Here is a 21,029-nt window from a genome sequence, read left to right on the forward strand (position 1 = left end):
GGGATCATTTCCCGAATTATCTATGGAAACTTCCCGAAGCAGCAGGAAGAGCTACTCTTCAAAACAGGAATACAGGTTTGTTATGTTTATTACAAGAAATCGAAATCAAATGGAGGGAAAAGTATAATGTCTAATTCGCGTAATAAAATGCAATCATTGATAATAAGTTCTGTGCTGACTGGAATGCTTTCATTTGCCGGTATCGCGTCTGCTTTTGGTGAGACAACGCCTACTGGCGCTGAAATCAAGGAGTTCAGTTTGCTCGATACGACCTCTGACGTCGTTGGCGCAGCTGACTTCACGCCGGAGGGCAATAAGGATGGCCACTTCAAGCTGTTGCTGAGTTTAGCACAGAAAACGGTCATTAATGCGGTTGTACTTCGCTCTACGGATGATTACGGCAAGGACAATTATCAAGGCGTGTGGAGAACGAACCGCGCCACAACTGGCTGGCTGCTAGGCATTGTCCAGGATAAAACAGTAACAACATCAAGCGGCACCACTCATGAAAGTGAAATCATTAACCCAGGTTTCCGAAAAGATGTAAAGGAGCCAGTCGGTGAGTTCAATGGAGAGCTTACATTCGACTTGTATGCCAGCAACAATGGAACGATTAAGGAGACGCAGTCTTATGTGCTGGAAATCGAGACGCCGCAAGGTACGATTGTTTCCAAGCCGATTAAATACAACAAGCCGATGAAATCGGGAGGGACAGCAACCTCGCCGACACCGGCACCAACACCTTCTCAGAATCCGTCACCACCGCCAACACAAACACCAACTCCAAGTCCGTCACAGCCGACACCGACGTCTAACCCTACGCCAACGCCAGCACCGACGCCGAGTCCTGCTCCGGCTCCAGTTCCTGCTCCAGCGGATGGATCGAAAGATATTGCGATCCATGTGCTTTTCAAAGGGACTGAGCTTCATTTTGACGATGCGCAGCCTATCGTGAAAGACGGCCGCACGCTTGTCCCATTCCGCAAACTGTTTGAAACCCTAGGTTTTACGGTGCGATGGGTGGAAGAGGGAGCTGTCCGGAAGGCGATCGGAACGAAGAACGGCCTCTCCATTGAATTGACGATCAATAATACGAATGCAGTCGTAAACGGAAAAGCTGTCGCCCTGGACGTACCTGCTCAAATCATTGACGGCAGTACGATGGTACCATTGCGCTTCGTGTCAGAGAGCAGCGGCTACCATGTTGCTTTCTCCAGCGGCGGCAATGTTTGGATGATTCGGATCGAGGACGCAGCCCCTGGCACAAGTCCGGATCCGGCGCCGGTTCCGACACCAACGCCGACACCAACACCAACACCAACACCAACACCAACACCAACACCAACACCAACACCAACACCAACACCGACACCTGATCCTACACCGGCTCCCATACCATCTACAGAGGAGGCAGAGCCCTACATCGTTAAAGGCTATGTACGGGACGCGAAGGGTAATCCGATACCGGACGTTGAGATCTATGCGGATAACACTTTGCTTTACGACAGCAACATCCTTGGAGTCACCGATGAATCAGGACACTATCGGATTGAATTACCACAAATCGCAACAACCTATCGAATGGGCGGTAACATCACCAAAGAGTTTAACGGCAAGAGCTTTACCTTCCATTTGGATGCTGACGTCAACCGTCCGCTTGCGGGAAGCACAGGAGCTGTCCGAGATTTTACTTGGAAGAAATTCGATGGTCTAATTTATATTTACAACAATTTTTCAAACTTCGATGAGAGCCTGCCAGAGTTCAATATGAGTGATCTTGAAATAACGCTCACGCCAGTTGGTCCATTGCTTGACGGGAGCACAGGCCAAACGTTGATTAAACGCGGCGGCCCGATCTCAAACGGCTCGGGTGTCGATCAAGTACCAATCGGCCGATACAAGGCGACCGCCAGATGGTTGCCCGAAGGACACGAACCAATGCCCATGCAGATTAGTGTTAATAGCGGAAAATATGCTGAATCTGCCGAATTCGAATTTGACATATCCAGAACCACTTCTTACTATATAAGCGAGCTTGTAGTTAAGCTTCCTTAGCATTTGCTGCATCTGTTCAGTAAACTCCAATGGGAGGCTGCCGGCACAATAGGCAGCCTTTCAAAATAAAGAACCGTCTTCCAAACTATTAATTGGAAGGCGGTTCTTCTATTTGCATGAACTCAAAAGAGTATCGTCCAGCCTGGTTTCACTTGCTGCTTCGTATAGGAGACACCGGTGACTTTTAAGCCGTTACGGTCGAGTAGCGTAATAATATCACCTTTGTCTCGGAAAAATGCAGGTTCAGTTATTGGAATGGACATAAACTGTCCGGGTTCAATGATGCCTTGAATCTTGTATTTTTGCTTAGCCTTGTTTGCGATTATCCACCCTGTCAAGTCTATGGCCCGGTTGGAAGCATTTAGCAGTGTGACCGTTTCGTAATTGCCGTCTTCAGTCAGCACGACGGCCCCTGCGATTCGAATGCTGTCGTCTTCCACCTTATCTGGCGTTGAGTCGGTATTAGGTTCTTCTTCCTCCGCAGGGCCAGTGATTGTGTGTCCCGAATTATCGTCGGTATGCCATGACTGGGACTGAAAAGCGAGGAATACGGCGATCCACCTGTCCTCCGATGGGAAGTGAATCAGCAGCCCACCGTCCTGGTAGACACCGTCGTCTTTCGTAAATGTGCCACTGTTACCTTGATTCATATGAATATCGTGAATGCCGTTGCCGGGTTTAAATCCAAAAATTTTGTCCGCCTTGCCATGTTCAGGACCCCATCTTTCACCGAATGCATACAGAACGGCATCATCTGTTTCCATCGCGCGTCTGATGTAGAAGTCAAGCTTCTCATTCAGATCGTTGTCTCTTCCCGGTATGTTGAAGGCAAGTGGTAGCATGTTGCGGCGATCGAATAGATTGCTACGAATGTAATCGAGTGCCTGTCCGTCTGGCTTGCTTGCAAGCGGTGAAAAACCAAATGGCATAGCAGACAATTCGGCCGTCATGACATGCTGAAAATGATCAATCGTACAGTACAACAGCTCGGATGGACTCATCTGCGACTTGACATTGATCGCTATGCGGAAGTGTTCGTTATTTGCGCTAGCATGCACCTGATAATGCGGGTTCTCGTTTGTACCGAGACGTCGGTCGTGTGCTTTGCATTTGAGCAATCCGTAGGGATGGATGGGCATAATGTTCCTCCTTCAATCCGGACTAGAAAACGTCCGTTGTTCACTCCATTAACCTTTCCGCATAAGGAGAATAATTCCTCTTTCTATTCATTGTAATTTTTTGTAAATCGTGTTTCACATACAAAAAACACAAAAAAATCGGATGTCGGAGAGGATACTGGATAGGATACTCCTCCTATCATTTTCACCGAATCTTTCAATCCATTACACGAAACACCGTCAACGGCTCTGTTCGCAGTGATTGCGAAAGAGCCGTACTTAAATAGATTCTATTGCTGTGAATAATGCGGGATTAACTCTCCTAGTGGAGAAATTGCAGTGTACGGTTCATTCCGGACTGCGAGAATGATTATCTTGCCGAGGAAGTTTCTTTGAATTCGCAAGCTTTATGTGTGCCATCGCAAAATGGCTGTGTTTTTGTGTGTCCACACCGGCAGACGGCTATCGTATCGCTGGTTTGAAAAGCGTTTCCGCTTCCGTCAACGAGTTCGAAGTTCCCTTGAATGACAAAAGGTCCATCATCGTACTTTGTAATTTTTACTTTAGACATGTAAACTTTCACCTCCTTTTCGAGATATCTTCCAAACTTGTTTGGGCGAATTTGAGCTGGTTACAGCTACTTGCAAACAGACGACCAACAGCAGCAGATCGAACTCATAGCCAGTTGCTGCATTCGATATGAAACCGGTGGTGAGCTTCACCTTAAACAAAGCGATCAGAAGAATTAGACTAAATAGGAAGGCTAAATAACGTGTGCCGATTCCAATAATCATGATGATGCCTCCGAGCAGTTCGATCCATGGGAGTACATGAGCGAATAATGTTGCCATTGGAAATCCCTGACCATCCAACCATTCCGACAAATTGGTATAACCCCATAGTAATTTGAATCTTCCATGCATGAAAAAAATGACCCCAGTCAATAAGCGCAGAACGGTGTTGGCGTAAAAATGCATGTTATGCATCGCGGCATCATACTCCTTTGAAAATAATGTTTCGAAATCAACAGTTGACTACACAACTAAAATAACACCTATTAGTTGCGCAGTCAACAAATATTTTGTTGATCGCACAACAAAAATGGTTTATATTGTTTTTAACGAATGGAGGATGGACGATGGAACGGTTATCGGAAAAAGAGTTGGCCGCATGGCGGTTGTTTATTAAGGCACATGCCAAAATAATTGAAAGTATCGAGCAGGATTTGGCTGCACAGAAGAAAGTCCCGTTAACCACTTACGATGTTCTGATCGCTTTGTTTGAGGCGCCCGACCGCAGGCTTCGCTTTATAGAATTAAATCGGAAGGTGGTCTTGAGTAAAAGCGGTTTAACGCGGCTGATTGACCGACTGGAACGTGATGGATTGATTCAAAGAGAAAAAAGCGAAGAAGACCGGCGGGGATCATATGCTGTTCTCACTAATGAAGGGGAAAAGCAGTTGCGTAAAGCATGGCCTGTTTATGCAATGGGGATCAAGCAGTATTTTGCCGAACCTTTATCCGATGGGGAGATTCAAGATCTTACACGTTCTCTTGAAGTGATATATAAAGGGTTGCAATCTTCGTAGGACAAGGAGGGAAAAATCAGCATCGTTTCGAAAGAGGAGTGCAAACGCCTCTGAGCCGAGTGTTCTGGGGGCTGGCAATGTTGCGATGGCACGGGCAGTAGCCCACTCCTATATTAAATTATGGGAAGCGATTACTGGCGAAAGTCAGCGTTGTGTTCGCCGCGCTGGAGTCCGGTCGTACTGGGTCAACCTGTAAATGTCCAGGACATTATTCAAGGTAAAAAGCATGCCTATAAAGATACGATACTGGAAGAAATGAAAGAGTTTAACACACCCTGCAAACCCAACGCCAACTTATGGTAAATTTTACAGCTTCAGTAATAGGGTGTTTTTCTCACCTTATTATTGTTTCGGTATATTGTGCAATCGATAAGTACAAAGGATACACCTCTTGTGCAGTCTTTCTCTAGAAAGTAGGCTAGACATTCCACAATCGCTTTTCCTCATTCTGTTTTATTCCGCCACTGGATCTTCTCCTGCTTTTTTCACGTGCTCCACATCAAACTTTTTCTTTCATGCAATTTGACCCGATCTCCAGAGTTGATCTTAACGGAACGACAAGCCTCTAAATTGGTTGAAATAAGCTGATTCAGAGGTTTATATCTTAGAGGCAAGTGAAGGGGAATTGCTTTCTAAGATTCAAAATATGTAATCCAAAAAATCAGTGTCCAATACTGGAAAATGGTATATACTACATTGACAGCATGCTGTCAAATTGGTATGATGCAATCATGAATACAATAGACAAACCAGAGGATTCACTAAGCAGATTTTCACTGAGTATATTCCACATTAATGGGTTACTAATGCGTTCCGGGGACATTATCACGCGTTCAATTGATCAAAGCAGTGCCAAGTGGCAGGTTCTTGGTCGCGTTGGATATAAACCCCAAACGGTGGCAAAGATCGCTCGTGATATGGGACATGCACGTCAGAGCGTGCAACGTGTTGCGGACGTATTAGTAAATGAAGGTCTGGCTATCTATAAGGACCACCAGACCGATCGACGCACAAAGCTGGTTGAACTTACTCCGAAAGGTGCAGAAGTACTGGGTGCTATTCACGAACAATATGCTGAATGGAACCGGCATCTAATTACCAAAATCGACCCAGAGCAATTGGATAAGATAGCAGATGCTCTTGAGAATGTCGGGCGAATTCTGGAGAAGGAGGTAAATTTCTTTAGTAATGGGAATTGGCAAAGTAGTCATACGGGAGAAATAAATGATGATGACAATAAGTGATTGTTGATGGTTAAAAGGAGTCGTAAATAAATCAATTTGGAGGTGTAGCAGTATGCAGCGTTTATTTATTTGGGTCGAAATTCCCGTAGGTAACATGGAACGAGCCAAAACGTTTTACGAGCAGCTTTTTCAGATTGAAATGCCAAAAATGGCGATGGGGGATAATGTTTATGCGTTTTTCCCTGTTCAGGAGCAGTTTAATGGAGGGGCTCTGGTTCTGGGTCCGAATCACAAGCCAGCAGCAGATGGCATCACTGTGTATTTGGATGGAAGCCCCGATCTATCGACAATTCTGTCACGGGTTAACGAGGCGGGTGGAAAGGTTATCATGGAGAAGACGTATACTGGCGAAAATGCCGGCTATTTGGGGATGTTTCTAGATTCTGAGGGAAATCGCATCGGACTACAGCATTTGTGAACTCCATGAAAACTATATATGACCAACTGCATACAGCGGAAATACTGAATCGTATCGAGCATTTAAGTCTAAATTCGAAACCACAATGGGGAACAATGAATGCTGCTCAAATGCTCTCTCACTGCTCAGCGTTTCAAGACATCGCAATGGGAAATTCCTTTCCCCCTCGAGATTTGCTAGGAAGGTTAATAGGAAGGTTTGTAAAACCTATTTTTTATAATGACAAGCTGCCACCAATCAATATGTCAACAATTCCGACCATACTTATTTTAGATGACAAAGATTTTGAGACAGAAAAAGAAATACTGAAACAAAAGATTTTAAATTTCCAAAGTAACGGTCCGGAGAAATGTTCAACTCATCCGCATCCTTTTTTTGGCAAATTCACTCCTGAGCAGTGGGGTATAGGAATTTATAAACATCTAGACCATCATTTAAGACAATTTGGTGTTTAGTACTTTTTCGCAATGATGAAAAACTGAATTATGATCATGAAGCTTCGGTATTATCATACTGAGGCTTTTTAGCATATTGAGTTTAAAAATGTTGTTGACATGACACCAAATGGTGACCTATAATAAAAGTGTCACTAAATGGTGTCCAATTAGGGGTTAGTCATTTGAAAAGCTTAGACCCTGAATAAGTTTCACTTGAAACAATGATGAGGAGGAAATAAAATGAGTAAGATTATCGGTGCGGAAATAACCGCGAAAGTAGCAACCCAGCCCCGAGGAAAAATGATGGCTTATTGGTCAGTCACATTACTACTCGCAGCAGCTATTACGTTAAGTGGTATTGGGCAACTAATGCGATATGGGGGAAATATCGATTTAGTGACCAAGATTGGTTTCCCATTATATGTCACGAACATTCTCGGGAGTTGGAAATTACTTGGAGTCATTGCTATCGTCGTACCAGGTTTTCCCCGGCTTAAAGAATGGGCTTATGCTGGTCTCTTCTTTTTAATGACTGGTGCGGCTTTATCTCATGCGTTTGCTAACGATTATGGTGATTATGGGTTTCATATTATCCTTCCGCTTTCATACGCGGCACTAACAATCGCCTCGTGGGCGCTTCGTCCGAAGAGCCGCATGCTTTAAGGAAGTGGAGAAATACGGCGGTCCCTTCTTACACCATAGATGTCTAATACAGAAAATAATATTAGGAGGGGACGTTGTGAGCGAGAACAACCAGTTGCGGGATGTGTTTGACGCGATTGCAGATCCAACTAGGCGCAGACTGATTCGTCTGTTAGCAGATGCAGAGGAGATTCCGCTTCATGAGTTAACGGCACAGTTTCAAATGGGCCGCACAGCGGTATCCAAGCATTTGACAATCCTTAAAGAGGCCGGACTGGTACTTGACCGAAAAGTCGGCAGAGAAACACGATTTAGGCTAAATGCCTCTCCACTCCGAGAAATTCAAGATTGGGCGGCTTTCTACAGCAAGTTCTGGAGTACGAATATGTTGCGTTTGAACCAACTATTAGAGGAGGAAGAAGAATGAGTTTAACATTATCCCTGGATTTTCAGTACACGACATCGATCGAGAAACTTTGGTCAGCCTTAACCGATTCAAGCAAGCTTGCCAAGTGGGTGGCCAACATCCATACCGGTCAGGCGATGGATAATGATTTTAAGCCCGTCGTTGGACACTGTTTTCAGTTTCGCACTCAGCCGACCGAATGGTGGGATGGAATTATTGACGGCGAAGTGCTTATCGTGGAAGCACCAAACCAGATATCCTATACCTGGGTCAGTGGAGGGGAGAAGCACACGGTTACATGGACGCTGCAGGATTTAGGGGACGGAAAGGTTAACCTTCATCTCGAACAAACCGGAATTTCAAATGAACAAGCACTGGGTGGAGCTAAGTATGGTTGGAGTAATTGGTGCGGCGCGCTTGAAAAGGTGTTGGAACTATAACCGTATTCGGTGCAAAACATCTCCATCCACAATGCTAAATTATTGGAGAATGATAGTTGAATAAAGCACTGTGGCAGCTGGTCAGCACGATCGGCTGCTTTTTCAATAGATAGGAAATTATGAAGAGGAGTGTTCCTTGATGATAAATCGTAAATTGAATCCAAAGGTTGATGCATTTTTGAGTAGAGCCACACAGTGGTACGAAGCATATGAGAAGTTGAGGAATATCGTTCTTGATTGTGAGCTGACCGAAGAATTTAAATGGATGCATCCTTGTTACACGTTTCAGAATAAAAACATAGTTTTAATACATGGATTTAAAGAATACTGTGCGCTTCTGTTTCACAAAGGTGCCTTGTTACAGGATGCCCACGGTATTCTAATTCAACAAACGGAGAATGTTCAGGCGGCGCGCCAGATTCGGTTCACCGATGTTCAGGAAATAGTTGAAATGGAAACCATCTTGAAAGCCTACATTCATGAAGCCATTGAAGTTGAAAAAGCCGGGTTGGAAGTGAATTTTAAAAAGAGTACAGAATTCATAATTCCTGAAGAATTTCAAAATAAATGCGATGAAATCCCTGCCTTGAAAACAGCTTTCGAAGCATTGACGCCGGGACGGCAAAGAGCATACATTCTTTATTTTTCTGAACCCAAACAATCCAAAACTCGAGAGTCAAGGGTTGAAAAATGTATGCAGCAAATTCTGGGTGGAAAAGGATTAAATGATTAGTATATTCAATGAAAAAATGAGAAGTAATTAATAATCCTTTTCAATAAAGGGTGGGAATTGGAGGGCACGCAACGACATCAATTATTCTTGGATCAATGCCATAAAACATCCAAAACGCTCCATTCCACCTATATCCCGACACTTCACCGTACTCAACACGAGTCGGATAAAACCAGAAATTGTCTCCATTCAGAAGCCATACATAGGTGTATTCATATAAACAGTCAACAACATAGGATACCTCAGGTTTTGGGGGGATGAATGCAGGTGGAGGAGATTGCGGTTGTCTCATGTACATTTGCGTTTGCGGGATAAAAAACATTGAATTCCACTTCCTTTAAGGAATTTATTTTAAATCGTATTTCATGCTATGTGGGTTAATAACTATTTGACTGTACAGGTGCCTAAGAAAATAACTGGCGATTGCCTCTATGGCATATATACAAGCAAGCGATATGTACCGTACGTATAATTATACCGTAGTGAAAAATGACTGAAGGGAATGAGTCAACATGAGCGGAGTAGGTTATGGACGTTCAAGTGCATTTATCTTGGTTCTTTTTATTCTTTTGGTAATCATCACGTCATCTTTTGTAATTTAATATTCCTTAATCCAATAAGAAAAGACGGAAGCCAACATTGGCCGCCGTCTTTCTTGTGTTATGATTTCATTTAACAGGAGGAGTGAGCTGGGAATGAAAACTTTACAGCAGCGTAAAAGAAAGTACGGACGCGTGAAAGTCGGGCAAAAAGTCATTCCTACATTATCGCCCTCTATCTCTTCGCAAGTTAAAGAGAACTTAGAAACACCAGTATGTGTAGTGCTCAAGAACGGTTCTCTGTATTACGGAGTTCTAAACGAATTACAAGGCGACCAAGTTATTCTTCAAGGCTTCAAGGGAAATCGGAAGCTCCCCCGAAATAAAGTCAAAGCTAAAGCACAAATATCCAATTTAGGAGGTTTGGGAAGCTTACTTGGCGGAGGCGGATTAGGAAGCATGCTTGGCCTTCTTGGTGGAGGAGGCTCTGGCGGATTACTGGGTGGTCTTGGTAAAGGTGGTGCTGCAACAGGCGCTGCTGGGGGTGGAGGTTTCTTTGGTAACATTGGCAGCTTTTTTAAGCTGGGGATGGGAGTCATTTCATTTATCATGCCATTGATGAAAAATTTTTCGATTTGAGTTAAAAAAGGCTTCTCCTACCCAGCACATTGAAGTGAATAGGCGCCACTCTATTGAGTGAACGCCTATATCGGGTACGATAGTGAATGGGTCAGCTCCGAGTTGCTGATATTGCCGCAACACCTGTTCTTACCGATTGAACAATGGGATATCGCTGCATAGCCTCTAAAAACCACTGTACATCATGCATATCTCCCGACATTTCAACGATGCAGGTGTCATCCTCCAAATGGTTCATTTTCCCTCCGAATGACCCTGTGAGTTGGGCCAACTCGAGACAGTCCATATCTCCGGTTTCAATTTTTAACAAAACAAGTTCACGTTCATAGGGCTGTTCAATGGGTTCAACTTGGATAACATCAATGAGTTTATTCACTTGATGAATCATTTGCTGCATAACATGTCTATCGCCATACGTACGAATTGTCATTCTGGAAAGGCCGGCTTGCTCAGATCCGCCAACCGTAATGCTTGCGATGTTAAATCCACGTTTGGAGAAGAGCATGCAAATTCTTTGCAAAACACCAGGATGATCTTGAACGAGTAAGGAAAGTAAAAAGGACTGCTGCATGTCATTTCACCTCCACAATCATGTCATTTAACGTATGACCGGCCTTAATCATGGGTAGCACAAGCTCATTCTTATCGACAATAAAATCGATTAGAACGGGTCCCGGGTGTGCCAGAGCTTCTTTCCATACAAGCTGGGCTTCTTGTTCCTCTGCCGCTCTTAACCCTTTAACTCCATAGGCTTCTGCCAATAGGACAAAATCCGGGCTGCCTGATAAATCGATATGGCTGAAGCGGCTCTCATAAATCATTTCCTGCCATTGTCGGATCATACCCAGCGTTTGATTATTAATGACCACGATTTTCACGGGGAGTTGATGAATTGCGCATATCGCAAGTTCTTGAGCGCACATTTGCATCCCCCCATCTCCATTAATCGAAATGATAAGCTTATCCGGATGGCCAACTTGAGCACCAATAGCGGCAGGGAAGCCAAAACCCATTGTGCCTAAGCCGCCAGAAGTAAGCAAAGATCGGGGATTTTGAAACTGATAAAATTGCGCTGTCCACATCTGATGCTGTCCGACGTCTGTCGTCACGATAGCGTTACCTTGCGAACTTTCTGAGATCATTTCAATGATATATTGCGGTTTTAAGTGATCGCCATCCTTTTGATAGCTGAGGGGATGGTTCTTTTTGAGTTCCAGTAATTTATGAACCCATTGCTCAATATTCATGGAAGTGACGACTTGTTTATTCAGTTGGGCAAGCACTTCCTTAACATTGCCTACAATCGCAATGTCCACAGCTACGTTCTTATTAAGCTCTGCGGCATCAATATCAACATGCACAATCTTTGCATGTGGCGCGAATCCGTCCAGCCTCATTGTCACACGGTCATCAAATCTGGCGCCTAGCGAAATCAAGAGATCGGTCTCAATTAGCGCCCGGTTCGCCGCTACAGTTCCGTGCATGCCCGGCATGCCTAACCACAACGGATGGGCACTCGGGAACCCGCCGATTCCCATAAGCGTAGTCGTAATGGGGATTCCGCTTCTCTGAACAAAGGTAAGCAGTTCTTCACTTGCATCACCTTGAACAATGCCTCCTCCTGCCAAGATTACGGGACAATCGGCAAGCTCAATTGCTTTAAGCAATTGATTAATGCCGTGAATATTCGGAAGATGATGAGGTTCATATCCTTTCACTTCCACCCGGTCGGGATAAAGGAATAACGTCCGCTCTGCCGACACATCCTTGGGAATATCAATTAGAACGGGACCTTTTCGACCTGTTGCAGCCAAATAGAAAGCCTCCCGGATTGTACGTGCTAATTGATCGATTTGACGCACCTGATAGCTATGCTTCACGATAGGCATCGTAATACCGATAATATCCGTCTCCTGAAAAGCATCCGTGCCGAGCTGCTCAGTTGGCACATTGCCAGTAATGACGACGAGAGGCACGGAGTCCATGTGTGCGGTAGCGATTCCAGTCACTAAGTTGGTTGCTCCGGGACCTGAAGTTGCCAAACAAACGCCTACCTTGCCTGTTGAACGAGCATATCCGTCAGCAGCATGGATGGCGCCCTGTTCGTGCCTTGTAAGCAAATGACGAAAGTGCGGATTGTCATGCATGGCATCATAAATATAAAGCACAGCTCCTCCCGGGTGTCCGAATACGCAGTCTACTTCCTCCAGCAGCAAAGTTCTAAGTAAAATTTCCGAACCGGATAATATTTCAGGTTTTATCAATGATTGACGCCAGCTATCGTTCGTCTTATAGGTATCGCTGTAACGATTTTTCATGGGGCCCCTCCTGCATGCTGTATTTTTTGCAGTATAGCAAGAGAGTAGTAGGAGCGGCTATTATACCAGAGTATAAAAAGGATATAAGTAATTTCCTTTTTTGCGTTGATTACCTTAGTTCATGTTTTGCTTCATAAACTTTCCGACCAGTAGTGCGCGGTTTTTCACGTCGACTTTTTCAAAGATGCTGGAAAGGTGCTTTTTAACCGTCACTTCACTAATAAAAAGTTGCTTGCCGATCTCCGCGTTCGAACATCCTGCGACCACTAGATCTGCCACTTGCTGCTCTCGTTGTGTCAGTTTCCATGAAGTCCAAAGCAGCTCCTGTGGTTTTTCCGATGGAGCCTTTTCATTAGCAGGAGTCCATTCTATTCCTGACTGGCGCAATAAGCGGGAAAGAAAGCTTTTCAACCCGTCTTCCCGAGTGTCAACGATAAAATAGGGAGTCGGGGTTTTGCCATCGTAATGGCAATGCGTCACTCCCGGGACCTCTTCAAAACCAGAGTTGAGAAACACCTGCTGAACCGCTTCAACGGATGGAGGAGAGATGACGAAGATCCCTCCGGCACACATATACGAATTGGTCAATTTCATCCCTTCCGCAATATAGGTGGGATTGGTTTGGTCCGAATAGTTCAATGAGCGCATAAACCATCCCGCAGGCCGATCGGGCGGTGTTTCCAGTTTGCTGCGCTCGGAAGGAGCCAGATGGGTAAGAAAAGGGTGGAAAACGGGATCTTTCTCTAAGCGGGAGAGGGTGCCCTCGTGAAGAGGTATGAGCACAGCGATCGCTACCGCCTCCCCTTCTTCCGAGCGCAGGAGCTGTACGCTTCGAGAATCCATCTCATGAAAAGCGTGGAGATCCACGTCTCGAATCATAAACGTCGATTCCTCTGCGGTTAAATCGAACTGAATCTCCATGCCCGAATCCGGATCCATTTTGTTTAAAGAAAAACTTCTTCCTGAACGAATTCGGGCTTCCACATATGCCTGAGCCTCAGACAAGGTGGAATCGGTCAGCGGCTCCCAATAAAACTTTTCGTTAACGGCCATATGTTTCATCGCTCGCAAAGAATAGTCTTCCACATAATGAAAGAGCTCCATTACTTCCCAGGAAGCATTTATTTTCCGCGACTTGTCAAGGATGGCATTGGCGTAGTAAAAGGCGCACCGCTCAATTAAATAACGGTAGTAATCAGGTGTCCGCTCTCTCAAAAGGCGACATGTCGCTTCTCGCATCAAATCGTGAATCGTCCAGCCTCTTTCGGATTGTTGAACAAAGGATAAGCCCGTCAGGCTCTCAAAAAGATCGGTGTCAACCTCATCATTCAAGAGGTAGGAGAGCATTTCCTGGTTGAATTGACGCAGCATTGACGCAGCTTCTACCAATCTTCGCAAATCCTTGTTTGGTACTTCTTTTAGCCATAGAGCAGCGAGTTCAAGAAACCAGTTAATCCCGGCTTCACGAACTGATTGATCAAGGGGCAACTGAATGGCAACCGTTAAGGACAAGGCGAGCGGATGACCTTTGGACTGGTACCATATACGCTCCATTCGTTCCTCCTGGTTGATTCCGCAGCGGCGTAAATAATCGAGGGAGTCCTCTCGATTTAAGTGTTCGACCGGGAGAGGAAGAATTCTTTCTCTCCAGGAAGGAGAGACGAGCCATGACCCTTTCAAGGGATGGCGCCCCGCTATCAGGACGAGCACATTGTCCGGGAGCCATTTCAACAAATGTTCCCGCAACCATGGGTCCAATCCTGTCAATTCTTCAAATGTATCAAAGGCGAGAATCACCTTCTGATATGCAGCAAGCTCATACATGGCACTTACGGTGGCTTCGAGAAGCGTCTGCGGATCACTCACCATGGCGGCGCCTTTTATCTGTTGATGCAGCGCTTTTAACAAATCATGTCCTGTAGGGCTGCAGTCTCTGCTATCTAGCAATATGTAATAAGCACCCTTTTGCCGAGCAAGCAGGCGAAATACCTGCAGAAGGGTGCTTTTGCCGACGCCTCCGGTACCATAAAGATTCCAGATGTTTTTACCATGAAAACCATGGTCATCCAAAAAATGCGAAAACAAAGAGATTTCGTGATGACGGCCAACAATAAAATTATATTCCCGAACATCAAAAGCATTGATTTCCTCGAACAAATTTCCCACCCTCTGACATGGAACCACCGAATATATACAACTTAAGTATACCATCGATTACGACTTCCGTGTAATTCACATGGGGAGATGTCCCATGCTGGATGTGTATATGAAGTACGAGCAGGAAACGGCTGCACAGGATGTTTGTACGTCAAATTGTTGAACGAGGCGGCGAAGCTATCTCTTTCAAGGCGGAGGGAACGATAGTCTATTGCCGTTTACCAACCCAATAAACAAGCCCATTCGAACCATCTACAGTGACTTGATCTCCATCTTTTAATATGGATGTTGCCACCTTTGTCCCGACTACCGCTGGAAGTTTATATTCCCTGGCAATGATACTGGCGTGTGACAGGATTCCACCGGCATCGGTAATGAGGGCACCAGCGGGTGGAAATAGAACAGTCCAAGGCGAGGTCATTGTTTTACGGATCGGTCTGGTCATGGGGCTCCAACGGTTCGGGTCAGCTTGGACTTGGTGACTCGAATTGTAGGAGCCCCGGTTAAGCGGATTCGTGGCATCGTTCTAACGTGACACGATAGTGAAGAAGCTTGCCTCGCGGCAACTCCTTTTTACAAAGCGTCTACACAATCTGCAGTCGGCAAACAAACGGCTCAGTTCGCAGTGGTTGCGACAGAGCCGTACTTGGATAGATTCTATTGCTGTAAATAATGCTGGATTAACTCTCCTAGCGGAGAAAACGGTGCGGTTCATTCCGGACTACGAGGAATGATTATCTTGCCGAGGAAGTTTCTTTGAATTCGCATGCTTTATGTGTGCCATCGCAAAATGGCTGCGTTTTTGTGTTTCCACACCGGCATACGGCTATCGTATCGCTGGTTTGAAAAGCGTTTCCGCTTCCGTCAACCAGTTCGAAGTTCCCTTGAATGACAAAAGGTCCATCATCGTACTTTGTAATTTTTACTTTAGACATGTAAACTTTCACCTCCTTTTCGAGATATCCTCCAAACTTGCTTGAGCGAATTTGAGCTGGTCACCGCTACTTGCAAACAGACGACCAACAGCAGCAGATCGAACTCATAGCCAGTTGCTGTATTCGATATGAAACCGGTGGTGAGCTTCACCTTAAACAAAGCGATCAGAAGAATTAGACTAAATACGAAGGCTAAATAACGTGTACCGATTCCAATAATCATGATGATGCCTCCGAGCAGTTCGATCCATGGGAGTACATGAGCAAAAAATGTTGCCATTGGAAATCCCTGACCATCCAACCATTCCGACAAATTGGTATAACCCCATAGTAATTTGAATCTTCCATGCATGAAAAAAGTGACTCCAGTCAATAAGCGCAGAACGGTGTTGGCGTAAAAATTCATATTATGCAATGCGGCATCATACTCCTTTGGAAATAATGTTTCGGAATCAACAGTTGACTACACAACTAAAATAACATCAATTAGTTGCACAGTCAACAAATATTTTGTTGATCGTACAACAAAAATGGTTTATATTGTTTTTAAGAAATGGAGGATGGACGATGGAACGGTTATCGGAAAAAGAGTTGGCCGCTTGGCGGTTGTTTATTAAGGCACATGCCAAAATAATTGAAAGTATCGAGCAGGATTTGGCTGAACAGAAGAAAGTCCCGTTAACCACTTACGATGTTCTGATCGCTTTGTTTGAGGCGCCCGACCACAGGCTTCGCTTTATAGAATTAAATCGGAAGGTGGTCTTGAGTAAAAGCGGTTTAACACGGCTGATTGACCGACTGGAACGCGATGGACTGATTCAAAGAGAAAAAAGCGAAGAAGACCGACGGGGATCCAATGCTGTTCTCACTAATGAAGGGGAAAAGCAGTTGCGTAAAGCATGGCCTGTTTATGCAATGGGGATCAAGCAGTATTTTGCCGAACCTTTATCCGATGGGGAGGTTCAAGATCTTACACGTTCTCTTGAAGTGATATATAAAGGGTTGCAATCTTCGTAGGATACAATTTCTCATCTTCCAAATAGATCAAGGCATCAAAAAATCCATTCCACTGCCGAACGACAGCAAATAATATGAGCACAGCGATAATAGGCTTCGACAAAGGAATAACAATACGCCAAATCATTTCCTGCCATTGTCGGATCATACCCAGGGTTTGATTTATAGCAAGAGAGTAGAAGGAGCGGCTATTATACCAGAGTATAATAAGGATATACGTCAAGTAATTTCCAGATGTATACTGAGCTTAGCTGGTTAAAAATGAAGTAATAAGGTGAACTGAATGGACATCCAATTACATGAAACCTGGGCTGACCGCAAAGAAGCACTTGAAGCATCCTACTTTGTGGGCAGAACAACAGAGTTGGCGTTAATTTCAAAATGGCATAATGAAACTTACAAACATACACCTATATTAAATGTCAACGGCCCAGCCGGTAGCGGCAAAACGAGTCTAGTTCAAATGGCATTGAAAAATGCGAAATCCGAAGGTTTCTTAGTGCATTCCCTTGATTGCAGGAGCATTGCAGATATATCAGAATTGAGACATTCACTTACCCAATTCCCGTTGAATTCGCAGAATAGGCATGGACAAGCGATCTTGTTCTTCGATCACTTTGAAGAAAGCGGTCTGTGGGAGAATTGGTTTCGGGAAACATGGCTGCCCCAGATTCCCACCTCCATTCGTGTTATCATTGCTAGCCGCAGTCGGCTTGACGGCCCCTGGCGGATTCAAGCGGTGTGGAAACATTCCGTTTATTTGCTTTCGCTTCCTTTGCTTAGTTTTACAAACATAGCTGAATACGCAAAGAAACATCATATAACGGAAACTTACCATATCGAAAAACTATGGATCATTTCAAAAGGACACCCGCTAACTCTTTCATTAAGCACAGAACTGGTGTTAACTTCCAAGTTTGATAACAGCGTGTTCGAGACGGAAACTTTTCAGGCCGTGCTAAGCAATTGGTTGAAAGAAGTTCCGGATGAAGATATGAGGAAGTTGTTGGAAGCCGCTTGCGTACTGCGCTCATTTGATCAGGATAAGTTGACAGCTCTCCTTGCTTCGGAAGTAACATCAGCGATGTTTGAACGGTTGCTTTGTCTTACCTTTGTCATCAAGACTGATGACGGTTGGGGCGTCCATGAGTCGATTCGTGATTTGATTCGTCTTGCTTTGAAGGCTAGAAGTCCGGATCGGTTCGAGGCATTTGAGAGAAAAGCGGCTATTTATTATAAAAGTAAGCTCCTAAATCCACCCGCTGGACAGCGTGCCTATCGGGTTCTGGGGGATATCCTCTATCACACAGGCAATCCTTTGATTCGTGCTCACTATCATTGCTCCCGCACATCTTCTCATTCACTCGTGAGGGTTACGGAAGAATCTGTCCATGAGCTGCAATCTTACCTGTTACGCAGGAAGGCACACGCCAAGAATTATGTTATATCCTGCGGAGAAAATGACACCGGTCATGTTTTCCATTATCAAATTTCACGTGAGGAAAGCATGCTCGGATTGCCCGAAGAGGAAGAACTTATCGAACTGCTTACCATTGGGGCGGAATTATTGCTTCTGATGAAAGACGACGGTGCAATAGCAGGGTTTAGTGCTTCCGTTCCTCTGACTGACAATGCCCGCCTTTATTTAATGAACAACTCGTATTCAAGCGCATATTTTGCAAAATTGACTGAATCTGAATGGTATCACCTTCAGCGGACAGGAGGATGGTTTATCCGCATCATAGATATAGAGGATCCCTCAGACGAATCCCTTCGTCATGATTCCTTTCGTATGAAACTATCGTACATTCAGCCTGACGCTATGATCATCGCTAGCCCTCTACCACTTCCTTTTTATGAAGATGCTCTGTTAAATTTGGGGTTCGTTGAAGTTGATCATATTCAGCAATTAGGTTACGGCGAAGGACGTCCAGCATCCTTTTATCAATTGGATTTACGAGGGAAACAGAATGAGGACTTCATTAACAAACTGGTTACATGGGATGCTGTACAGCAGTACACAGAACTTCATTCTATGGGGGAAAACTTAACTAAACAAGAAACTAAAATAGCCGAAATGCTTTTGAAGGGATTTTCTAATGAGGAAATGGCTGCACAATTGTTTGTTAGTGTCATAACAGTTAAGAAGCACCTTAGCGCTATTTACCGTAAAACGAATGTGCAAAATCGAGTTCAATTTCTGGCGAAACGATTGCGTTTATCCTAACATTTTATTGAAATTTTATGTGACTCTTACCCGTTGTTCTTTTACAACCGGTAGGAGTTTTTTTACATAAATTCCTTGGCGTAGTATCCCTTAGGATCCTAAAAGTACCCTTAGGGATAATATCGTTCTTGGACTTAAGCTGTCATACTTGGTTTTGCAATTCCCCCGGAGTTGAACGAATACAGTTGCAGTCTGTGCACTCTGGGAGATTACGATGGTAAAAGAGAAAGCATGGGAGGAATAGTTACGATGATCAATTTGCGAGGAAAAATACGATCCGCAGCAACGAGCTCGGTGCTGGCAGGAATGCTTGCTTTTGCAGGTATCGCATCTGCTTTTGGAGAGACGCCGCCGGCAGGTGCGGAAATTAAGGAGTTCAGTCTGGTGGATACGGCAACTGATGTTGTGGGTGCGGCAGACTTCACGCCGGAGGGCAACAAGGACGGCCACTTCAAGCTGTTGCTGAAGCTCGCGCAGAAGACTGTCATTAAGGCTGTTGTACTGCGATCAACGGATGATTACGGCAAAGATAATTACCAAGGCGTGTGGAGAACAAACCGCGCTACCACCGGATGGCTGCTTGGCATTGTACAGGATGAAACGGTTGTCACAGCAAATGGCACGACCCATGAAAGTGAAATCATTAATCCAGCTTTTCGCAAAGATGTGAAAGAACCTGTAGGTGAGTTTGAAGGTGAACTTACGTTTGATTTGTACGCCAGCAACAATGGTACGATTAAGGAAACGCAGTATTATGTACTTGAAATCGAGACGCCGCAAGGCACGGTTGTTTCCAAACCGATTAAATATAAGAAGCCGATGGTATCGGGAGGGACAGCATCCTCACCAACACCAGCGCCTACTGCTACTCCGAGCACATCAACGCCAACACCTACTCCGAGCCCGGCGCCGTCTACACCAACACCTTCTCCAAGCCCATCACCATCTACGCCAACACCTACTCCTAGCGCGTCACCGACACCAGCTCCAATTCCTGATGAAGGCCCAGCGATCCATGTGTTTCTGAAGGGTCAAGAGCTTCATTTTGAAGATGCCAAGCCAATCATACAAGACGGTTCAACGCTAGTCCCGTTCCGCAAATTATTTGAATCCCTTGGTTTTACAGTGAAATGGGTGGAAACAGGAACTGTGCAGCAGGCAATTGGAACGAAAGACGGTCTGACCATCGAATTAACGATTAATAGCACAAACGCAAAAGTAAACGGAAATAACGTCACTTTGGACGTACCTGCTCAAATCGTTCAAGGCCATACATTGGTTCCTTTGCGTTTCGTGGCAGAGAACAGCGGCTATCAAGTCACTTACGCCAGAGAGGGTAACGTTGCGACGATTCAGATCGAAGAGGGGACCGTTGTTAACAATCCGACTCCGACTCCGAGTCCGACCCCAAGTCCGACTCCAACTCCTGAACCGTCAACAGAGGCAGCTGAGCCTTATGTTGTAAAAGGTTACGTACGCGACACGGATGGAAATCCAGTTCCAGGTGTTACCGTCTTTGCGAAAAACACGTTGCTCTACAACAGCAACGTCATAGGGGTTACAGATGAATCCGGACACTACCTCATTGAACTGCCGCATGTCACTACAACCTATCGCATGAGCGCAGACCTTACCAAAACACTCAATGGTCAAAGTTTTACGTTCCATTTGGCAGCTGATGTCGATCAGCCGCTTGCAGGAAGTGCGGGAGCCGTTCGGGATTTTACCTGGAGCCAAGGCGGCGGACAAATTTATGTTTATCCTTATTTTTCATTTGACGGCGATTACCCTGAATTCAACATGAGTGATCTTGAATTGACACTCACGCCAATTGGGCCTCTCCTTGACGGCAGTACAGGCAAAACGCTTGTTAAGCGTGGAGGTTCCATTGAAGGCGGAGCCGGGGTCGATAATGTGCCAATCGGAAAATATAAGGCGACAGCAAGATGGTTACCGGAAGGTCACGCGCCGATTCCGATGTTGATCCGGTTAAACTATGTCGGAACATATGCGGATTCTGCCGAGTTCGAATTCAGAAAACCGCGTAGTTCCTCCACATCCAACTACTTAGCAGAGCTTGAAGTCAAGTTGAAATAGTAAGTGCTGTGAAGAGCAG

23 protein-coding genes and 2 pseudogenes are annotated in these 21,029 nt (G+C 45.0%); 15 read left to right on the plus strand and 10 right to left on the minus strand.

Annotated elements, in window-relative coordinates; translation table 11 throughout:
* Positions 1-126 precede the first annotated feature (126 nt).
* Entirely contained in the window at positions 127-2,055 is a 1,929-nt protein-coding gene (locus NYR53_RS05305; RefSeq protein WP_261304230.1) for a stalk domain-containing protein, read from the plus strand.
* A 122-nt stretch (positions 2,056-2,177) separates the two neighbouring features.
* Here the strand turns inward: NYR53_RS05305 and NYR53_RS05310 are convergent, their stop codons facing one another.
* The 4 genes and pseudogenes from NYR53_RS05310 to NYR53_RS05325 all read right to left on the minus strand — a co-directional run bounded on the left by NYR53_RS05310 (position 2,178) and on the right by NYR53_RS05325 (position 4,159).
* Complete coding sequence (locus tag NYR53_RS05310) at positions 2,178-2,495, minus strand: lamin tail domain-containing protein (RefSeq protein ID WP_261306282.1); 318 nt, start codon at positions 2,493-2,495, stop codon at positions 2,178-2,180.
* 57 nt (positions 2,496-2,552) lie between these two features.
* Positions 2,553-3,194 (minus strand): annotated as a pseudogene (locus NYR53_RS05315) (DUF2278 family protein); the annotation flags it as partial.
* Between the two features lie 349 nt (positions 3,195-3,543).
* A complete protein-coding gene (locus NYR53_RS05320; RefSeq protein WP_261304231.1) occupies positions 3,544-3,744 on the minus strand; it encodes a CDGSH iron-sulfur domain-containing protein in 201 nt (66 codons plus the stop codon).
* The gene (locus NYR53_RS05325; RefSeq protein ID WP_261304232.1) at positions 3,737-4,159 is read right to left on the minus strand and encodes a DoxX family protein; all 423 of its coding nucleotides are present in this window, start codon (positions 4,157-4,159) and stop codon (positions 3,737-3,739) included. The genes NYR53_RS05320 and NYR53_RS05325 overlap by 8 nt, the downstream gene beginning before the upstream one ends.
* A gap of 152 nt (positions 4,160-4,311) precedes the next feature.
* Between NYR53_RS05325 and NYR53_RS05330 the strand changes: the two genes are divergently transcribed.
* From NYR53_RS05330 to NYR53_RS05375, 10 genes are all read left to right on the plus strand, one after another.
* Positions 4,312-4,761, plus strand: coding sequence for a MarR family winged helix-turn-helix transcriptional regulator (locus NYR53_RS05330; RefSeq protein WP_261304233.1), 450 nt, complete (start codon positions 4,312-4,314; stop codon positions 4,759-4,761).
* Between the two features lie 731 nt (positions 4,762-5,492).
* A complete protein-coding gene (locus NYR53_RS05335; RefSeq protein ID WP_261304234.1) occupies positions 5,493-6,005 on the plus strand; it encodes a MarR family winged helix-turn-helix transcriptional regulator in 513 nt (170 codons plus the stop codon).
* A 52-nt stretch (positions 6,006-6,057) separates the two neighbouring features.
* The gene (locus NYR53_RS05340; protein WP_261304235.1) at positions 6,058-6,423 is read left to right on the plus strand and encodes a VOC family protein; all 366 of its coding nucleotides are present in this window, start codon (positions 6,058-6,060) and stop codon (positions 6,421-6,423) included.
* A gap of 5 nt (positions 6,424-6,428) precedes the next feature.
* A complete protein-coding gene (locus NYR53_RS05345) occupies positions 6,429-6,878 on the plus strand; it encodes a DUF1569 domain-containing protein (protein WP_261304236.1) in 450 nt (149 codons plus the stop codon).
* Between the two features lie 222 nt (positions 6,879-7,100).
* Positions 7,101-7,523: a DoxX family protein gene (locus NYR53_RS05350; protein WP_261304237.1), complete on the plus strand. Its 423-nt coding sequence runs from the start codon at positions 7,101-7,103 to the stop codon at positions 7,521-7,523.
* A gap of 76 nt (positions 7,524-7,599) precedes the next feature.
* On the plus strand, positions 7,600-7,929 hold the full coding sequence (locus NYR53_RS05355) for an ArsR/SmtB family transcription factor (protein WP_261304238.1): 330 nt from the start codon (positions 7,600-7,602) through the stop codon (positions 7,927-7,929).
* Positions 7,926-8,348 carry an SRPBCC family protein gene (locus NYR53_RS05360; RefSeq protein ID WP_261304239.1) on the plus strand — a complete coding sequence of 141 codons (423 nt, stop codon included), beginning with the start codon at positions 7,926-7,928 and terminating at the stop codon, positions 8,346-8,348. Before NYR53_RS05355 ends, NYR53_RS05360 begins: the two co-directional genes overlap by 4 nt.
* 139 nt (positions 8,349-8,487) lie before the next feature.
* Entirely contained in the window at positions 8,488-9,081 is a 594-nt protein-coding gene (locus NYR53_RS05365) for a YdeI/OmpD-associated family protein (RefSeq protein ID WP_261304240.1), read from the plus strand.
* 512 nt (positions 9,082-9,593) lie between these two features.
* A complete protein-coding gene (locus NYR53_RS05370; protein ID WP_261304241.1) occupies positions 9,594-9,683 on the plus strand; it encodes a YjcZ family sporulation protein in 90 nt (29 codons plus the stop codon).
* Between the two features lie 93 nt (positions 9,684-9,776).
* Positions 9,777-10,259 (plus strand): hypothetical protein, encoded by a 483-nt coding sequence (locus NYR53_RS05375; protein WP_261304242.1) that lies wholly within the window; start codon positions 9,777-9,779, stop codon positions 10,257-10,259.
* A 91-nt stretch (positions 10,260-10,350) separates the two neighbouring features.
* Here NYR53_RS05375 and ilvN read toward each other — a convergent pair whose 3' ends face one another.
* The 4 genes and pseudogenes from ilvN to NYR53_RS05395 form a co-directional block, all read right to left on the minus strand.
* Complete coding sequence (gene ilvN, locus NYR53_RS05380; RefSeq protein ID WP_261304243.1) at positions 10,351-10,830, minus strand: acetolactate synthase small subunit; 480 nt, start codon at positions 10,828-10,830, stop codon at positions 10,351-10,353.
* A 1-nt stretch (position 10,831) separates the two neighbouring features.
* Positions 10,832-12,577, minus strand: coding sequence for a biosynthetic-type acetolactate synthase large subunit (gene ilvB / locus NYR53_RS05385; RefSeq protein ID WP_261304244.1), 1,746 nt, complete (start codon positions 12,575-12,577; stop codon positions 10,832-10,834).
* Positions 12,578-12,691: 114 nt separating this feature from the next.
* Positions 12,692-14,734 carry a helix-turn-helix transcriptional regulator gene (locus NYR53_RS05390; protein WP_261304245.1) on the minus strand — a complete coding sequence of 681 codons (2,043 nt, stop codon included), beginning with the start codon at positions 14,732-14,734 and terminating at the stop codon, positions 12,692-12,694.
* 208 nt (positions 14,735-14,942) lie between these two features.
* A pseudogene (locus tag NYR53_RS05395) lies at positions 14,943-15,155 on the minus strand (PEP-utilizing enzyme); the annotation flags it as partial.
* Here NYR53_RS05395 and NYR53_RS34390 point away from each other — a divergent pair.
* Positions 15,125-15,241, plus strand: a complete 117-nt coding sequence (locus tag NYR53_RS34390; RefSeq protein ID WP_367618621.1) for an RCC1-like domain-containing protein — start codon at positions 15,125-15,127, stop codon at positions 15,239-15,241. The pseudogene NYR53_RS05395 and the gene NYR53_RS34390 sit on opposite strands and share 31 nt — an antisense overlap.
* A 227-nt stretch (positions 15,242-15,468) precedes the next feature.
* Here the strand turns inward: NYR53_RS34390 and NYR53_RS05400 are convergent, their stop codons facing one another.
* Positions 15,469-15,669, minus strand: coding sequence for a CDGSH iron-sulfur domain-containing protein (locus NYR53_RS05400; protein ID WP_261304246.1), 201 nt, complete (start codon positions 15,667-15,669; stop codon positions 15,469-15,471).
* Positions 15,662-16,075, minus strand: a complete 414-nt coding sequence (locus NYR53_RS05405) for a DoxX family protein (protein WP_261306283.1) — start codon at positions 16,073-16,075, stop codon at positions 15,662-15,664. The genes NYR53_RS05400 and NYR53_RS05405 overlap by 8 nt, the downstream gene beginning before the upstream one ends.
* A gap of 161 nt (positions 16,076-16,236) precedes the next feature.
* On the opposite strand from NYR53_RS05405, the gene NYR53_RS05410 reads away from it, so the two are divergent.
* From NYR53_RS05410 to NYR53_RS05420, 3 genes are all read left to right on the plus strand, one after another.
* Positions 16,237-16,686 carry a MarR family winged helix-turn-helix transcriptional regulator gene (locus NYR53_RS05410; RefSeq protein WP_261304247.1) on the plus strand — a complete coding sequence of 150 codons (450 nt, stop codon included), beginning with the start codon at positions 16,237-16,239 and terminating at the stop codon, positions 16,684-16,686.
* Between the two features lie 283 nt (positions 16,687-16,969).
* Positions 16,970-18,913, plus strand: coding sequence for a LuxR family transcriptional regulator (locus NYR53_RS05415; RefSeq protein ID WP_261304248.1), 1,944 nt, complete (start codon positions 16,970-16,972; stop codon positions 18,911-18,913).
* A 249-nt stretch (positions 18,914-19,162) separates the two neighbouring features.
* The gene (locus NYR53_RS05420; RefSeq protein ID WP_261304249.1) at positions 19,163-21,010 is read left to right on the plus strand and encodes a stalk domain-containing protein; all 1,848 of its coding nucleotides are present in this window, start codon (positions 19,163-19,165) and stop codon (positions 21,008-21,010) included.
* Positions 21,011-21,029: the final 19 nt, after the last annotated feature.

The organism is Paenibacillus andongensis (assembly GCF_025369935.1).
GTDB classification, from domain to species: Bacteria; Bacillota; Bacilli; order Paenibacillales; family NBRC-103111; genus Paenibacillus_E; species Paenibacillus_E andongensis.

Bases quoted from the DNA above. Each gene is read 5' to 3' on its own strand.
- NYR53_RS05305 (WP_261304230.1), top strand. From the start codon at position 127: ATGTCTAATTCGCGTAATAAAATGCAATCATTGATAATAAGTTCTGTG.
- NYR53_RS05320 (WP_261304231.1), bottom strand. From the start codon at position 3,744: ATGTCTAAAGTAAAAATTACAAAGTACGATGATGGACCTTTTGTCATT.
- NYR53_RS05325 (WP_261304232.1), bottom strand. From the start codon at position 4,159: ATGCATAACATGCATTTTTACGCCAACACCGTTCTGCGCTTATTGACT.
- NYR53_RS05330 (WP_261304233.1), top strand. From the start codon at position 4,312: ATGGAACGGTTATCGGAAAAAGAGTTGGCCGCATGGCGGTTGTTTATT.
- NYR53_RS05335 (WP_261304234.1), top strand. From the start codon at position 5,493: ATGAATACAATAGACAAACCAGAGGATTCACTAAGCAGATTTTCACTG.
- NYR53_RS05340 (WP_261304235.1), top strand. From the start codon at position 6,058: ATGCAGCGTTTATTTATTTGGGTCGAAATTCCCGTAGGTAACATGGAA.
- NYR53_RS05345 (WP_261304236.1), top strand. From the start codon at position 6,429: ATGAAAACTATATATGACCAACTGCATACAGCGGAAATACTGAATCGT.
- NYR53_RS05350 (WP_261304237.1), top strand. From the start codon at position 7,101: ATGAGTAAGATTATCGGTGCGGAAATAACCGCGAAAGTAGCAACCCAG.
- NYR53_RS05360 (WP_261304239.1), top strand. From the start codon at position 7,926: ATGAGTTTAACATTATCCCTGGATTTTCAGTACACGACATCGATCGAG.
- NYR53_RS05365 (WP_261304240.1), top strand. From the start codon at position 8,488: ATGATAAATCGTAAATTGAATCCAAAGGTTGATGCATTTTTGAGTAGA.
- NYR53_RS05370 (WP_261304241.1), top strand. From the start codon at position 9,594: ATGAGCGGAGTAGGTTATGGACGTTCAAGTGCATTTATCTTGGTTCTT.
- NYR53_RS05375 (WP_261304242.1), top strand. From the start codon at position 9,777: ATGAAAACTTTACAGCAGCGTAAAAGAAAGTACGGACGCGTGAAAGTC.
- ilvN (WP_261304243.1), bottom strand. From the start codon at position 10,830: ATGCAGCAGTCCTTTTTACTTTCCTTACTCGTTCAAGATCATCCTGGT.
- ilvB (WP_261304244.1), bottom strand. From the start codon at position 12,577: ATGAAAAATCGTTACAGCGATACCTATAAGACGAACGATAGCTGGCGT.
- NYR53_RS05400 (WP_261304246.1), bottom strand. From the start codon at position 15,669: ATGTCTAAAGTAAAAATTACAAAGTACGATGATGGACCTTTTGTCATT.
- NYR53_RS05405 (WP_261306283.1), bottom strand. From the start codon at position 16,075: ATGAATTTTTACGCCAACACCGTTCTGCGCTTATTGACTGGAGTCACT.
- NYR53_RS05410 (WP_261304247.1), top strand. From the start codon at position 16,237: ATGGAACGGTTATCGGAAAAAGAGTTGGCCGCTTGGCGGTTGTTTATT.
- NYR53_RS05415 (WP_261304248.1), top strand. From the start codon at position 16,970: ATGGACATCCAATTACATGAAACCTGGGCTGACCGCAAAGAAGCACTT.
- NYR53_RS05420 (WP_261304249.1), top strand. From the start codon at position 19,163: ATGATCAATTTGCGAGGAAAAATACGATCCGCAGCAACGAGCTCGGTG.